Annotated in this window: 16 protein-coding genes; 7 read left to right on the forward strand and 9 right to left on the reverse strand. The window is 46.8% G+C overall.

What is annotated here, in order from left to right; genetic code table 11:
• Window positions 1-28: 28 nt before the first annotated feature.
• The 3 genes from KNO98_RS12595 to yfkAB are packed head-to-tail and all read right to left on the reverse strand — an operon-like array spanning window position 29 to window position 2568.
• Complete coding sequence (locus KNO98_RS12595) at window positions 29-1171, reverse strand: MFS transporter (RefSeq protein ID WP_214701155.1); 1143 nt, start codon at window positions 1169-1171, stop codon at window positions 29-31.
• Window positions 1172-1213: 42 nt separating this feature from the next.
• On the reverse strand, window positions 1214-1408 hold the full coding sequence (locus tag KNO98_RS12600) for a hypothetical protein (RefSeq protein WP_026826737.1): 195 nt from the start codon (window positions 1406-1408) through the stop codon (window positions 1214-1216).
• 53 nt (window positions 1409-1461) lie between these two features.
• A complete protein-coding gene (yfkAB, locus tag KNO98_RS12605; protein WP_214701156.1) occupies window positions 1462-2568 on the reverse strand; it encodes a radical SAM/CxCxxxxC motif protein YfkAB in 1107 nt (368 codons plus the stop codon).
• Between the two features lie 85 nt (window positions 2569-2653).
• On the opposite strand from yfkAB, the gene KNO98_RS12610 reads away from it, so the two are divergent.
• From KNO98_RS12610 to KNO98_RS12620, 3 genes are all read left to right on the forward strand, one after another.
• Window positions 2654-2863: a hypothetical protein gene (locus KNO98_RS12610; RefSeq protein ID WP_015880867.1), complete on the forward strand. Its 210-nt coding sequence runs from the start codon at window positions 2654-2656 to the stop codon at window positions 2861-2863.
• On the forward strand, window positions 2860-4236 hold the full coding sequence (rlmD, locus tag KNO98_RS12615) for a 23S rRNA (uracil(1939)-C(5))-methyltransferase RlmD (protein WP_214701158.1): 1377 nt from the start codon (window positions 2860-2862) through the stop codon (window positions 4234-4236). Before KNO98_RS12610 ends, rlmD begins: the two co-directional genes overlap by 4 nt.
• 92 nt (window positions 4237-4328) lie before the next feature.
• Entirely contained in the window at window positions 4329-4736 is a 408-nt protein-coding gene (locus KNO98_RS12620) for a cytidine deaminase (protein ID WP_026826734.1), read from the forward strand.
• Between the two features lie 30 nt (window positions 4737-4766).
• Here KNO98_RS12620 and KNO98_RS12625 read toward each other — a convergent pair whose 3' ends face one another.
• Complete coding sequence (locus KNO98_RS12625) at window positions 4767-4973, reverse strand: hypothetical protein (RefSeq protein ID WP_026826733.1); 207 nt, start codon at window positions 4971-4973, stop codon at window positions 4767-4769.
• Window positions 4974-5091: 118 nt separating this feature from the next.
• Here KNO98_RS12625 and KNO98_RS12630 point away from each other — a divergent pair, with 118 nt between their 5' ends.
• Window positions 5092-5379 carry a hypothetical protein gene (locus tag KNO98_RS12630; RefSeq protein ID WP_026826732.1) on the forward strand — a complete coding sequence of 96 codons (288 nt, stop codon included), beginning with the start codon at window positions 5092-5094 and terminating at the stop codon, window positions 5377-5379.
• 83 nt (window positions 5380-5462) lie between these two features.
• Here KNO98_RS12630 and KNO98_RS12635 read toward each other — a convergent pair whose 3' ends face one another.
• From KNO98_RS12635 to KNO98_RS12655, 5 genes are all read right to left on the reverse strand, one after another.
• A complete protein-coding gene (locus tag KNO98_RS12635; protein ID WP_214701159.1) occupies window positions 5463-6854 on the reverse strand; it encodes a sensor histidine kinase in 1392 nt (463 codons plus the stop codon).
• Window positions 6851-7540, reverse strand: coding sequence for a response regulator transcription factor (locus KNO98_RS12640; protein ID WP_026826730.1), 690 nt, complete (start codon window positions 7538-7540; stop codon window positions 6851-6853). The genes KNO98_RS12635 and KNO98_RS12640 overlap by 4 nt, the downstream gene beginning before the upstream one ends.
• Before the next feature lie 168 nt (window positions 7541-7708).
• Window positions 7709-8275 (reverse strand): GNAT family N-acetyltransferase, encoded by a 567-nt coding sequence (locus tag KNO98_RS12645; protein ID WP_214701161.1) that lies wholly within the window; start codon window positions 8273-8275, stop codon window positions 7709-7711.
• Window positions 8276-8453: 178 nt separating this feature from the next.
• The gene (locus KNO98_RS12650) at window positions 8454-9608 is read right to left on the reverse strand and encodes an amidohydrolase (RefSeq protein WP_026826728.1); all 1155 of its coding nucleotides are present in this window, start codon (window positions 9606-9608) and stop codon (window positions 8454-8456) included.
• Between the two features lie 12 nt (window positions 9609-9620).
• Window positions 9621-10529, reverse strand: coding sequence for a TIGR01777 family oxidoreductase (locus tag KNO98_RS12655; RefSeq protein ID WP_026826727.1), 909 nt, complete (start codon window positions 10527-10529; stop codon window positions 9621-9623).
• A gap of 145 nt (window positions 10530-10674) precedes the next feature.
• Here KNO98_RS12655 and recX point away from each other — a divergent pair, with 145 nt between their 5' ends.
• From recX to KNO98_RS12670, 3 genes are all read left to right on the forward strand, one after another.
• The gene (gene recX / locus KNO98_RS12660) at window positions 10675-11487 is read left to right on the forward strand and encodes a recombination regulator RecX (protein ID WP_214701163.1); all 813 of its coding nucleotides are present in this window, start codon (window positions 10675-10677) and stop codon (window positions 11485-11487) included.
• A 48-nt stretch (window positions 11488-11535) separates the two neighbouring features.
• On the forward strand, window positions 11536-13176 hold the full coding sequence (locus tag KNO98_RS12665) for an L-lactate permease (RefSeq protein ID WP_026826725.1): 1641 nt from the start codon (window positions 11536-11538) through the stop codon (window positions 13174-13176).
• A gap of 321 nt (window positions 13177-13497) precedes the next feature.
• Window positions 13498-15222: an ABC transporter ATP-binding protein gene (locus tag KNO98_RS12670; protein ID WP_026826724.1), complete on the forward strand. Its 1725-nt coding sequence runs from the start codon at window positions 13498-13500 to the stop codon at window positions 15220-15222.
• Window positions 15223-15239: the final 17 nt, after the last annotated feature.

Here is a 15239-nt window from a genome sequence, read left to right on the forward strand (position 1 = left end):
GTGGTTCATGGGAACCATCTGCCTCTGTTTATAAGTCGATTGGCTTAGCGGTCGATGTGAAGAGTCGGAGCGCTAGAATACCGAGAATGACGGCATACATAAAGAAATAGACCTCTTTCGGTAAAGACAACCAGAAGGCCCCAATCATCGGACCTGAGATTGAACCGACGCTAAATGAGATACTATAAAGCATGTTTCCGGTCGGGAGCAATGAACGGGGAAGCACTTCTGTCATATGTGCCAAACCGAGTGAATAAGTCGATCCTAGCCCGGCGCCGGCAAGTGCGAATAGGAAGAGTAGACCGATATAGGAATCGACGACAAGATTCGCCAAGGCGAATACGAGGGTGCCAAATGTCAGCACGATTTGTAAGATGCGTTTCTTACCGTACAAGTCTGCGAGACGACCAAGAGGAAGCTGAACGACAATCGACATGACGATGAACGTCGTGATGAGTGTGCTCGTCTCCGTCAGGCTCACGCCGTTTCGTGACGTGAAGATTGGGAAGTTTGCATTTAAACTCGCTTCGAGAAAACCGTATGTAAACGCCGGAAGGAGTGTATACCCTGCACCGACTAGAATTAGTCGAATTCGCCCCTTCGAATTGGTCTTCACTTTCTCGACCTCAGGGAATTCATTCTCGACTTTAAAGACGAGCATCAACGAAGCGAGACAGAAAAAGACAATAATCAAAAATGGTAACCAAAACCATAAATCGACGAGTGGTGCAATCAACGGACCGACGGCGAACCCGAGACTGAACGACATCCCATAATAGGCCATCGCTCGACCGAGACTACGTTTTTCACTAGAGGACGTGACCCATACTTGCGATCCGTAGTGTAATGCGGAGTCCCCAAATCCGATGAAGAAGCGCATCATCGCCCAGACGAGTAGGGACGGCCATATCGGCAATGCGAAGGTTGCGAATGCCGTCAAAACAATCCCGAGGACGATGGTCGGCCGAAAGCCGTATTTTCGAACGAATCTCTCTAAGAGAGGTGCAGAGACAATTACCCCAACATAGAGCATCGTCGCATTTAACCCGTTCACCCAGGCTGGTGCCCCGTCACGCTCGATTAAAGTGGATAAGAGTGGGATGAGTGCGCCTTGAATCAAACCGGAAATAAAGACGATCAATAGTAAGATCATAAATCGGAAACGGAGCATGGATTCACCTCATGAAGTCAAAGTAAAAAGCCGAGAAAATTCTCAGCTTTTCGTGTCGTCAATCGGTTGTGGAGAGTGATTTAAGTGTAGTAACTCATCATCCCAACTGCCTTGACTAAACATTTCATCATGCTCTACTTTGTCTGAAACGAATGCGGCTGTCAATAAAATACTGAGTGTTCCACCGAAAATCACGATGGCCATAACCGTAATAATGAACACGTAAATCGCAGTCATCTACACACACCTCGATTCAGTTAATATACAGAACATTTCCCGAATAGAAATAATTAAAACGATGTAGCTTTGCGAGATTTAAAATCCACGGTCGGGTAATAGGCTTGCTTGACCAGAGCATTTGGTCCAAGACATTTGACGGCTGGGCAATGACAAGACAGCGTGGCGTTCAATTGGCTGTTTGTCCACGTATCATACGCATCTTGGAATGACGTATCATAGACGGTACCGAGCGTACCGAGCTCGTCACCAAAGTCGGTCACGATGATCTGTCCGTCAAAGATATTCGTGTTAAGGCGTGAACGACCATCCGGGTCATTTCGGACGGTCACGTTTTTTGTCTCATGAAGTCGCTTCAACAGAGCACGGTCTTCAGGTAGGTCAGAACATGCATAGAATGGCAACGTCCCAAACAACATCCATACGTTCTCGTCACGGACGTCGAGTAAGTCATGGATGGCTTGTCGCGTATCAGCGAGTGACGCTGATTCAAGTGCGCTAGCCCAGTCTGCGGGGTACATTGGGTGCACCTCATGTCTTTGACAACCGAGTGAGACGATTTCTTCATGAATTTCTTTCAAATGTGGAATCGTCCGTTTGTTGATCATCGTCTCCGCCGACACGATGACTCCTTCAGCCGTTAAGGCGCTGGCGTTGTCTTTCATGGTCTGGAGCATTTTCAAGCGGGCCTCTTCACTCGGTTTCCGGTCCATCATCGCGAATCCGCCTTCGAGGAAATCGGCATCGGTGCCCCAGTTATGCGAAATGTGCAAAACGTCCAAGTAAGGGGTAATAAGATGATAGCGAGATAACGGTAGCGTCAAGTTCGAGTTGATCTGAGTGCGGGCGCCACGTTCTTTCGCATAGCGTAACAGCGGAACGACATAGTTACGGACCGATTTCATCGATAACATCGGTTCACCACCTGTGATGGAGAAGGCGCGTAAATGTTCGATTTCATCCAATCGTTGAATTAACAATTCGAGTGGGACTTCAGGTTCTTCCTTCTGGTCAAGCATATAACCGACCGCACAATGTTCGCAGCGCATATTACACAATTTTGTTGTTGTTACTTCGACGTTGGATAAGACGAGTCGACCATGTTCGACTTGATCGAGATAGGCTTCCCAAGGGTCGAAAGTTGGGGAGATGTTTTGCATGTGGATTCCACCTTTTCATCAAGTTACACGAAATAGTATGCTATAATAACAACTCTTTGTCACGAACCAAAGGAGCGATTACAAGATGGGTAAATCACGTACAGATACTGCCGGAAAGATGAACGTCCTAAAATCGAGAACGGAACTGCTATGTCTATCGGTCAACACGCTAGACGAGCATACGACACCTGAAGATTTACATCGCCTGTTAGCCGACATTGATTCGTTGCGCGCTAAAGTGGTGCGTTACGCCAAAGACTTAGAACAATCGTCTCGAAAGGATGAATCAGATTGAAATTAATTACTGGAGATTTTAAAGATGTCACAGTCGACCGACTTGGCATTAATGGAGAGGGCATCGCGACCATCAATCGCATGGTCATTTTCATTCCAAACTTATTACCGGGAGAACGAGCAAAAGTCGAAATCACACGTGTAGAAAAAAATTATGCAGAAGCGCGTGTCGTCAAACGCGACAACGACTCGAAAGACCGTGTTAAAGCACCTTGTCCGATTTACGACGAGTGTGGAGGCTGCCAAATCCAACACATGAGTTCTCGTCTGCAGATGGAGTATAAAGAAGAAATCGTTCGAAATGCCTTCCGTCAAAAGACGAAGCTAAACGTGGAAAAATCGGATATTCGTCCGACAATTGGTATGGAAGACCCGTGGTACTATCGAAATAAATCACAATTCCCACTCGGCACACGCCATGGCGAGATTGTCTCAGGACTCTACAAGCCGAACACAAACCATCTCGTGTCGATTGAGCACTGTATGGTCCAACAGCGGGACACAACGAACATCAATAATGCGATTGTCCGTATTTTAAACGAACTCGACATCCCCGTCTACGACGCACGCCGCGACACGGGGTATGCCAGAACCGTCGTCGTTCGTTCCGGATACAACACGAATGACGTACAAGTTGTTCTCGTCGTTGGGCATGAAGATGTCCCGGAGTTAGATGAATTGAGTGACCGCATCATGGCATTGCCAAATGTTGTCTCGTTCCATATCAATATCAATTCAAACCGCTCTAGTGTTATTTTTGGTTATCGGACGGTTCACATCGCGGGTCAAGAAAAGATGGATGAGCAACTTGATGACGTCCATTATCACTTGTCACCACGCGCATTCTTCCAGTTGAATCCGGCACAGACGGAAAAAATGTATCGTGAAGTCGTTGAAGCTGCAGCATTGACGGGTGAAGAACGTGTCATTGATGCGTATGCGGGTGTCGGTTCGATTGGCCTCTGGTTAGCGCCACACGCGAAGGAAATTCGAGGAATGGAAGTTGTACCGGAAGCAGTCGAAGATGCGAACGACCATATGCGTGAGAATGGCTACAGCCATGTCACGTACGTCGAAGGGCGTGCCGAGCATTGGATCCCTCGTTGGGTTAAAGATGGATGGCTCCCAGATGTCGTCGTAGTCGATCCGCCACGGACAGGTATGGATCATCAATTAATCAATTCAATCATTTCATCCAAGGCGAAACGAATTGTTTACGTGTCATGCAACCCGCAGACGCTCGCACGTGATACCGATCAGTTGATGAAGGCCGGATACAAGGTGAATTACGTACAACCGTACGACATGTTCCCTCAGACATCACATGTCGAATCCGTTGTTGTATTCGAGAAGAAGAAAAAGAAAAAATATTGACGAGTCGGTGAAAATACTTGTGAAGTAAGCGTTTTCACGTTATAGTTCAGATGTCAGACTTCTTATCAAATATAGAAGTGGAGGAACATCCAATGATTTCACAAGAACGCGTACAAGAACTCGTGCATAAAGCTATTGAGGCGCGCAAGCGCGCTTATACACCTTATTCAAAATTTAACGTCGGGGCTGTCGTCATCGACGCATCCGGTAATGAGATTACAGGATGTAACGTTGAAAATGCTTCATACGGTCTATCGATGTGTGCCGAGCGAACAGCGATTTTCAAAGCTGTCTCAGAAGGTAGCGAATCGATCGAGACGGTGGTTGTCGTCGGCGATACAGAAGGGCCGATTTCACCGTGTGGGGCATGCCGCCAAGTCATCGCCGAATTCGCAGGAGAAGAGTTCACGTTAATTCTAGCGAACTTAAATGGTGACACAAAAGTGATGACAAAAGAAGAGATGTTGCCTTACGGATTCTCACCGAAGGACTTAACATAAACAAGCTGCGGACAAACGTCCGCAGCTTGTTTATTTGTCCGTATATTTCTTTTCGCTCACCGAGTCATCTTTTGAGTGACGTTTGTTCTTCTCGTCTTTTACCCGTTCATTTAACTCCTCAACGGGAATCGGATCGACAGTCTGCATGCCGTCCTCGTCAAAAATGCTCTCTTTGTCCGTGTCGACAGCATCTGGGTTATCGAACGGACGCTTCGAGGTTGGTCGTTTCTTTTCCATCCAATCGCCTCCTTCCACCTAAACATTCCACTACATGTAAAGCTGTAAACGTTTTCGCCATGGGTTTTGAGATTGTGAAATGGTGGAATGAAGAGTGCATAGTGAAGGAGGGGTTATGATGGACCGGAAAGTATTGACCGGGATTGTATTAGGTGTCGCTGGAGCTGCGCTCGTAGCACCGAAAGTGGCGGCACTACTTTCTCAACGTGAGGCAGAAGACACATGGCAAAAGATGGATGAACGGGAGAGTGTGGACGCGAGTCAGGATGAGGCAGAAGAAGGCCTCACGCAACTAGATTCTAGTCATCGTGCCGAGTGGCAAGCGAACGGATTCCCACAGACGCACGCCGAACGAGAGCGACTGCAACAAGAATCGATTAATCAATATAAAGGCAAAGACATTTAAAAAGGCAGCCCTATGCTGAACTGCCCATAAAAGTTAGATTTTCATGTCTAACTTTTATGGGGGCGGTTCATGCGGGCTGCCTTTTACATATCGAACGTGTCTTCCGGGATGAGAGGTAAACCGACCGTGACAGTGGTTCCTTTTCCGACTTCTGAACTGAAGTGGAGCGACCCCTCGTGCCGCTCGATGATATGTTTAGCAATGGCCAGACCGAGACCGGTCCCACCATCTTTTCGTGTTCTTGATTTATTGACGCGGTAGAAGCGTTCCGTCAATTTATCTACATCTTCTTTCGGAATGCCCCGACCTTCGTCGCGGATTTCAGTAATCGCATAGTTTGTTTCAGCGAACGATTTCACATGAATTGTTTTACCTGATTCCGTGTAGCGGAGTGCGTTGTCAAGTAGATTACCGATGACCTGTTCGAGTCGGTCGTGATCGCCAAGGATAATTAAGTCGAAATCTAAGTCCGATTCAATTGTCACACCTTTCGCCCGGGCAATGGGTTCGAGTCGATAGAGGACGTCTTCGAGTACTTGTGAATAGACGACTGGCTCTTTTGTCATCGGATACGAATCTCGCTCTAACTGTGCGAGGTCGAGTAAATCAGTAACAAGTCGTTGAAGCCGGTTCGTCTCGTTCTCGATGATGTCATAATATTGTGCCCTCGTTTGTTCATCCAATGTGTCGTCTTGAAGCATCTCGGTATAACCGCGAATGTATGATAACGGTGTGCGGAGTTCGTGACTGACGTTCGCTAAAAACTCTTTTCGTTGTTCTTCGACGAGTCCGAGCGATTCCGCCATCGAATTGAGCGTATCCGCCAGTTCACCAATCTCGTCATCATAGACAATCGGGATGCGGTGTGAGAAATCGCCCTGCGCATATACTTGAGAGGCACGTTTCATTTGGATGAGCGGCTGAATGATGGTGTCGATGATTTGTTTACCAAAAATAAGCAAGTTCACAATCATGAGGACGAGCAAAAACGTGATCATGAGCCGAATCGGTTGAAACGGTTCGCTTATTTTACTGAGCTCCATGTAAAGGATTAACGCATTATCGAGTTCACCGTCTCGTACGAGGGGGAATGCAGTCATCAAAATGTCAACGTCCTCGGTCGGGTGTTTCCGAGTCACGGAAATTGCATACCCGTCTTGTAGCCGCTCGAGATCTTGTTGCCTTAAAAACGTCTTTCCTGAACCGAGTGTATCTTCTCGAACCGAGGAGAGGAACACTTTCGTTTCCGTTAGCTCATTCGTATACGTCATACTGTCTGCAAACGCGTCAGAAAAACCGTCGGCCTTGTAGATGGTGACGAGTTTCTCTCCACGATTGATGAGCAGCTCTTCTTGCGTTTGAATATAGAATTTATCGTACAAATAAAACGTCATAATCAGAAACACGAATGCTGAGAAGAGGCTGGCTGTCCAGATGGTAATCCAAATCCGCTTCCGAATCGTGTATCGTTTCATTCGTTTGCCTCGAATTTATATCCGATGCCCCATACCGTTTGAATGTAACCGCCCGCTTCACCAAGTTTCAGACGTAGTGTCTTAATGTGTGTATCGACTGTACGAAGGTTCCCGTGGTATTCGGTTCCCCAAATTTGATCGAGTAGCTGTTCACGAGAGAATACTTTCTCGTCGTTTGTGATAAACAGGTAAAGCAAATCAAACTCTTTACGTGTCAGGTTGACGGTTTTTCCTTTCACACTGACGGCACGGCCATCGATATCAATTGAGAGAACCCCGATATCAAACGTTGCCTCTTGTTCTTTAGAGAAACTATGAGTGCGACGGAGAGTTGCCTCAATACGAGCGAGTAATTCGCGTGGACTAAACGGCTTCGTGATATAGTCGTCCGCCCCAATTTTTAGTCCGTGAATCCGGTCGAGTTCTTCCGATCGTGCCGTTAACAGAATGATGGGCACGTTCGAAAACTCACGGATGCGCATGCATGCCGTCAAACCATCGAGTTCCGGCATCATGACGTCGAGTAAGACGAGATGGAACGTCTCTTCTTTTAAGCGCTCAATAGCTTCAAGACCGTTTGAGGCGGTGACCGTCTCATACCCCTCTTTTTCTAAATTTGATACAAGTAAATCTCGCATTTGTTCTTCGTCATCAGTTACGAGGATACGAAACATTGATTCTGACATATGTCATTCTCCTTTACAAAACGGTTAACGGGAGTTGTGATGAATCCCCCATAGTTCTATCATACCTATCTCTTCGAATTAGAACAGATTTATTCGGCTCCGACAAGTTACCTCCATCAAATCCACACAAAAAAGCCACAAAAAAGCCAATTCTTTGACAGAATTGGCTCAGGCTTCGAGTTGCGTTTCGTAAGGAACTTCGTATTCTGGGACATGAAGGGTATGCGAGTAAAGTTGGAAACTCGACTTGGATACTTCATAAAGGACGTATTCGGCGTCACCCTGATTGATTTCTGCAAGCAGTTCTGAACGAATCTCATTCGCGCAAAACGCGTATGGAAGCTTTTCTGCTGCGGCAATCGAGCGTTCATTCGATTTACGGATTTTTAAAAACACACTTTCCATGTCAAGTTCGAAGAAGAGTTCCGAGAAGAACGACTCTTTCGCGACTTGATTATAACCTTTGCCATGATATGGCTTGCCAAGCCATGTACCAAGAAACCCGTAGCCGGATTCGACGTCGAACAAGCTGATTGTCCCAATTGGGGTACCATACTCGTTCGTGATGGTACGTGAGATGATATTTCCTTGCTCTTCTAGCTCGATGATTTGCTTCGTGCTAAATAAAAACTCGTCAAAGTGGACCGTCTTTTGACGGACATACGGAAAGACATCTGGGTGTTGCATCAGTTCGAACAACTCCGCGCAGTCGGTGAGCTCACGAAATTTGAGCACCTTTACATTCCTCCTCCTATTTCAGACCGCTGAAGAATAGTCGTAACGAAAGCATACTTCTGGCTTCGCTGTTCGAACCGCCTTGGCTGCTTTATAAAGTTACAAGATAAATTTTATATAGTATTTTTAAAAAAGCAAGTAAATTATGCGTAAAAACGCTTATGAAAAATAATGAAAATTATTCGACCTCATGATGCGTTTCGGCACGCTCCGTTTTGTAGACGACTTCGCCGTTTACAATCGTCATAATCGGCTTCGCCAAGTAGTCGAGGGGGAAGTGATTCCACAGCACGAGATCGGCGTCTTTCCCGACTTCTAGTGAACCGATGCGGTCGTCAACACCTAATGATTCAGCAGGATTGATGGTGATTCCTCGTAAAGCGACATCAACCGGTAAGCCTTCACGAGCCGCAAGTCCTGCGCATAAATTTAAGTATTGAACAGGCGTGTACGGATGATCGGTCGTTATCGAAACGATCATGCCATGTTCATGTAGAACACGATACGTCTCCCACGTCTTATTTTGGAGCTCGATTTTCGATTTTCGAGTGAACGTCGGTCCGACGGTGACGTGTTTCACACCGAGTTCCTGTAACTTTTTAGCGACGAGGTGACCTTCCGTACAATGCTCGATTCGAAAGTCGAGGTCAAACTCTTTTGCGAAACGTACGACAGATAGGATATCGTCGGCTCGGTGTGCATGAACACGAATTGGCATTTCACGATTGAGAGCGAGTTGAATCATCTGACTGCCGAAAGTTCCAATCGTCTTGGTCGACCCGACCGTGCGGAACGCTTCACGAAGCAATCCCATAATACCCATTCGTGTTAAGTCCCCCGTTTTTCCCATACTATGAATCCGTTTTGGGTTTTCACCGAGCGCCATCTTCAGTCCGGCATGACGTCGGACAATCATGTCATCAATATAGCGACCATGCGTTTTGATGACGCTTGTCACACCACCGATGACGTTCATGCTACCTGGCATGACTTGTACGGCAGTCACCCCTGCCATCAGCGCTTCCTGAAAACCTTCGTCCAGTGGATAAACACCATCAATCGCACGGGCATGAGGAGTCATCGCTTCTACTGTTTCATTAGCGTCGTTTCCGACGGACCCGGTCCCTTCATCATATAAGCCAAGATGGGTATGGGCATCGATGAAACCAGGGAATAAGAAGTTTCCTTCCGCCTCGATGACGTTCTCATCGTCAAGTGGCTCAAGCAATTCAGCCATTTCGATGATTTTGCCGTCTCGAACACGAAGGTCTCCGTAAAAGTGAGGTGCGGTAATCGGATAAACATGGGCATTTCGAATAAGTAAGTGACTCACAATTAATTCTCCTTAGGCATCTTGTAGTAGTTGTGTTAGAGCGGGTTCGAGTGTTTCATATCGAAAATCGAATCCGTGTTGAAGCGCTTTAGTCGGAACGACCTTCGCGCCTTCTAGGACGATGACACTTTTCTCACCGAGAACGAGTTTCATCATTGATGTAGGTGCGGGAATCCAATGTGGACGATGCATCACTTTTGCAATTGTCTTCCCGAATTCATTCATCGTCACCGGTGTTGGAGCCGTTCCGTTTACGGGACCTTCGATTGCATCTGTTTCGATGATATGCACGAATAACCGTACAAGATCATCTAAATGAATCCAGGGTACCCACTGCTCTCCCGATCCAATTTTACCACCGACCCCGAACTGATAAGGAAGTTTCATTAATGGGAAAGCACCTCCGTCATTTGATAAAACGACTCCGGTGCGCATGGTAACGAGACGTATGCCAAGGTCGCGAATCGGGTCGGCTTCTTGTTCCCAAAGAATACATACATTCCCTAGGAAATTGGTCCGCGTCGGTAAGGGCGTCTCTTCCGAATAAGTGATGGAGCGGTCTTCACCATAAATCCCGATCGCTGAGCCGCTTATGACGACTTGTGGCTTCTGTTTCAACTGTTTAATCAGGCGAACGACTTCTTTCGTTCCTTCGATTCGACTTTGAAGGATGGCTTGTTTTTGCTTATGTGTCCATCGTCCATCATTGATGGAGGCCCCAGCTAAATGAATGAAAGCATCCGTTCCTTCAAGTTCTTTTTCTGGTTTACTATTTGGTGTCAACCATTCGATAAATGACACCCCGCGATGGCGAGGACGAGGATGACGAGTCAACACGACGACTTGATGACCGGCATCGGCTAGTGCGCGGACGAGCGGTTGACCGATGAGCCCGGTTCCACCGGTGATTGCGATTTTCATGAAATTCCCTCCGATATCATGTGTTGTTTCTAAAATGGGTATAAGTCAGTATATCCAGATGAATACCCTTTCTTCTAACTTATCAAAAATCCTCTACAATTCCTGAACGTGATATGTTAGAAACATGAAATGGAGGGGAATCGTTGTGAAAATTGCAAAGTTCACGACCCAACAAAAGAATAAAGACCGATTGAACGTCTTCATCGAGCGAGAAGGAAAAGAGGAGTTTGCGTTTGCAATCGATGTTGACGTGTTCATTAAGTACGGACTCGCAAAAGGAATGGAGCTTGAGGATGACTTTGTCCAAGATGTGCTTGAAGCGGAAGAGGCTCAAAAGGCGTATAAATTGGCCGTCAATTATTTATCGTATCGAATGCGTGCCATTTCAGAGGTACAGGACTACCTGGTGAAGAAGGAGTTAAGTGAAACTGCCATCAAACATGCCATCACGCGACTGAAAGAGCAACGCTACTTGAATGATGCTGAATTCGCGAAAGCTTATGTCCAGACTAAGTTCAATACGAGTCCGAGCGGGCCAATTAAAATTAAACGGGAGCTTGAACAGCTTCGTATTCCAGCAGACATCGTCGAGACGGTAGTGGCGTCAATCACTCATGAAGAGCTTGTCGAAAAGGCAGGAAAGTTCGTGAAAAGGAAACAAATGGAAACAAATCGACGTTCTGCCACAGAAGTGCAACAAAGAATTCAACAAACCCTAATGCAAAGGGGGTTTACCTTTGATATTATTTCAGAGGCGATTCAAACTTTTTGGGAGGAAGAAGACGAAGATGTCGAGATTGCGGCATGTCTGAAACAGGCTGAAAAGTTGAGTCGGAAGTTCAACGGATATGATGCGTTCGAACGCAAACAGCGTATGAAGATGCAGCTTCGGCGCAAAGGATTTCCGTATGACGTGATTGAACGTACATTAGATCGACTCGTTCAAGAAGAATCGTGATGGGACATCTGTTTACGGTAGGGGAAAATACGAAAAGGTGGGTCTACATTGACGATTTTAGAATGGATTACAGCACTGACACCGATTGTGGCCGTGCTTATCTTATTGGTAATTATGCGTTTACCTGCATCAGTAGCAATGCCTTTGTCACTTGTGACGACGGCGATTTTAGCATTCTTTGTTTGGCAATTGGATGCGACACGGATTATGTCAGCCACGCTACAAGGTCTTGTCATCGCCGTGACAACAGTATGGATTGTATACGGTGCCATCGGAATGATGAATACGATGAAAGAAGGAGGCGGAATGAATGCAATTCGCTCCGGATTCGTCAACATCACACCCGATCCGCGGATTCAAGTTTTGATTGTCGGTTGGTTATTCGTTTCATTCATTGAAGGGGCTTCAGGGTTCGGTACACCGGCTACCGTGGCGGCACCACTTTTGATTGCACTCGGCTTTCCGCCAATAGCGGCAGTCGTCATCGCACTATCAGCAGACGTTTCAGCCGTTACGTTTGGGGCAGTGGGTACACCGGCACTCATCGGGATTGGTAATGGTCTATCCCTTGATGTGAATCAGCCGGAGGCGATTGAATTTATTACAGAGGTCGTCTTACAAACAGTCTTGATTGACATGGCGGTTGGATTATTCATCCCATTTATTTTAATTCTGATGCTGACTCGTTTCTTCAGTAAAGAAAAGTCAATCAAACCTGCGCTTGAAGTGTTTCCAATCGCAATTGTCGCAGCGCTTCTGTATAGTGTGCCGGCATACATTTGGACGTTGATTCTAGGGTTTGAGTTCGGTGGAATGCTTGGTGGATTGACGGGGCTAGTCATTCTCGTCACAATGGCACGAAAAGGGATTCTCATGCCAAAACGCGTATGGACGTTTGATGGATACGCGGATCAAATCGAACAACCTGTTGAAAGTAAGACCGTTAAAACTGGAAAGCGTGAGTTGCCACAATGGAAAGCGTGGGCACCTTATCTCATTTTGACGATTTTCTTGATTTTGACACGAACAGTTCCATTCTTGAACGAGTTATCTCGTAGTGTACGAATCAATCTCCCGGATATTTTAGGGGTCGAAGGGATTTCAACATCTTGGGAACCATTTTATTCACCAGGATTCATGTTTATCTTGACGATCATCGCAACATTCTTCTTGCACAATATGAGTTGGTCACAAGTCACGTCGGTCTTTAAAGCAACGACGCTTGGTGTCGTTGGAACGGCCATTACGTTAGCGGCTTCTGTTCCGATGGTTCGTATTTTCATCCACTCAGAAAGTGGTGGAGCTGGACTTGCGTCGATGCCAGTCGAACTCGCGACAGCGGCTGCTGACACGTTCGGTGGAGTATGGCCACTCGTCGCACCATGGATTGGGGCCCTCGGCGCGTTCGTTTCAGGATCGGCGACCTTCTCGAACATGATGTTCTCGAGCTTGACGACAAATGTCGCTAGTTCAGTTGGGTTGAATGAGTCACTAGCCTTGTCGATGCAGATGGCAGGGGCGAACGCCGGGAACATGATTTGTGTGTTAAACGTCGTAGCGGTGGCATCTGTTGCCGGATTGCTTGGGAAAGAAGGAACGATCATCCGTTATACGCTCATGCCGATGATTTATTATGCAACGGCTACAGGGGTCGTTGGTCTCATTTTAGGCATGTTTTTCTTAAACTAAAAACAAGTTACAATTTTTTTACAGAATAATATTGACAATTTTCAGAACAGTCTGCTAAGGTTTGAGTAGATTTTAAAACGATGAAACGAGAGGAGCCAAAATGATGAACAACATTGCACTCACAAACACACTCAAAACATCATATGGCTACTCGTATTTAACTGCGTGACTTTGGCAGCTGGATAGGGGTAGTGTCCTTTCCCTGACCATGCAAAAGACTGAAGACTTCTTCAAGCGCGCTTCATTTGATTGGTTGCACAATCAGGTGGAGTGCGCTTTTTTGTGTGCTCAGATGGATTGGGCGAAAGGGGGAAATCAGTCATGAAACTGATTAAACAATTGGATTGGTTTATTAAAAGACAGAAACGGACGTATGTGATCGCCATCATCTTACTTATCATCACGGGTGTGGTGGATATGCTACCACCATGGATTATCGGACAGGCAATCGATGCGATTCGTGAAGGTAGTTTGACGACAGAGCGGTTAATTCTGATTGTGTCGTCGCTTCTAGGCATCATGGTGCTGTCTTATGTGATGTCGTACTTGTGGATTGCCCGACTATTTGGGACAGCCTTTCTACTGGAAAAGAAATTAAGAGGTCGCTTTTTTGGTCATCTCCTCAAACAAACACCGCGTTTTTATCAACAACATCGTACAGGTGACTTGATGGCGCTTGCGACGAATGATTTGAAAGCGGTAGAGCGGACAGCAGGGTTTGGGGTCATGACATTAGTCGACTCATTCAACATGACGCTTATCGCGTTGACGATCATGGGTGTGTTTATCGATTGGAAGTTGACGCTCGCAGCACTCTTGCCGATGCCGATTCTTGCCTGGTCGATGAATAAACTCGGAAGTCAAATTCATACACGTTTCACGGCAGCTCAAGACTCGTTCGGGGTGATGAACGACCAAGTCGTGGAATCGATTTCAGGTCTTCGGGTCGTCCGTTCCTTCGTCCAAGAAGAAGCGGACACGAAAAAGTTTGATGATATCACGGATGACGTGATGGCAAAAAACCTGCATGTCGCAAAAATCGATGTGTTGTTTGAACCGGTCATCAAGTTGCTTGTCGGATTCAGTTACTTGATTGGGCTATCGTTCGGGACGTATCTCGTCTTTACGAACGACATCACGCTCGGTCAGCTCGTCTCCTTCAATATTTATTTAGGGATGCTCATTTGGCCGATGTATGCGTTCGGGGAACTCATCAACGTCGTGCAGCGAGGAACAGCGAGTCTCGAGCGAATTGAAACGACGATGAACGAAGTACCAGACGTTGCCTCGACGGGAACAGTTCACATCGATGTACCGGAGAAAATCACCTTCAAATCGCTCTCGTTCCGTTATCCAAACGCAAATCGGGAGTCGTTAGAAGACATTGTCCTGCACGTCTCACGTGGTGAGACAATTGGAATCGTCGGACCGACTGGGGCCGGGAAGACGACGTTATTGCGTCAATTGCTTCGGGAGTATCCGATTGACGATTCACTTCTCGTGAACGGTGTACCAATCTCTGACATCAAACTCGAAACCGTCCGTGGCTGGAGTGGATATGTGTCACAAGAACATCTCCTATTCTCGAAAACAGTACGTGATAACATTCGCTTCGGGGTAGATGACGTATCGGATGAAGCACTTGAGACGGCGATTCATCTCGCCGCATTTGATACCGATATCGAACACCTTGACAATGGTCTGGATACGGTTGTCGGGGAACAGGGTGTCATGCTGTCAGGTGGACAAAAGCAACGTTTGTCGATTTCACGAGCGTTGTTGAAAAATCCAGAGATTCTACTTCTTGACGACTCGCTTTCGGCGGTCGATGCGAAAACGGAGTCACGAATCATCGATTCGGTCCGTACGAGCCGTAAGGCGAAGACGACATTTATCGTGGCTCACCGTCTTTCTGCGGTGGCGCACGCTGACCAAATTCTCGTCCTTCAAGACGGGCGTGTCACAGAGCGCGGCACACATGACCAACTGATGGAACGACACGGTTGGTACTATGAACAATTTATTCGACAAGGAGAGTCGGAGTAATCCGGGAAAGGGGGAAT

This window comes from Exiguobacterium sp. s57, from assembly GCF_018617685.1.
GTDB classification, from domain to species: Bacteria; Bacillota; Bacilli; order Exiguobacteriales; family Exiguobacteriaceae; genus Exiguobacterium; species Exiguobacterium marinum.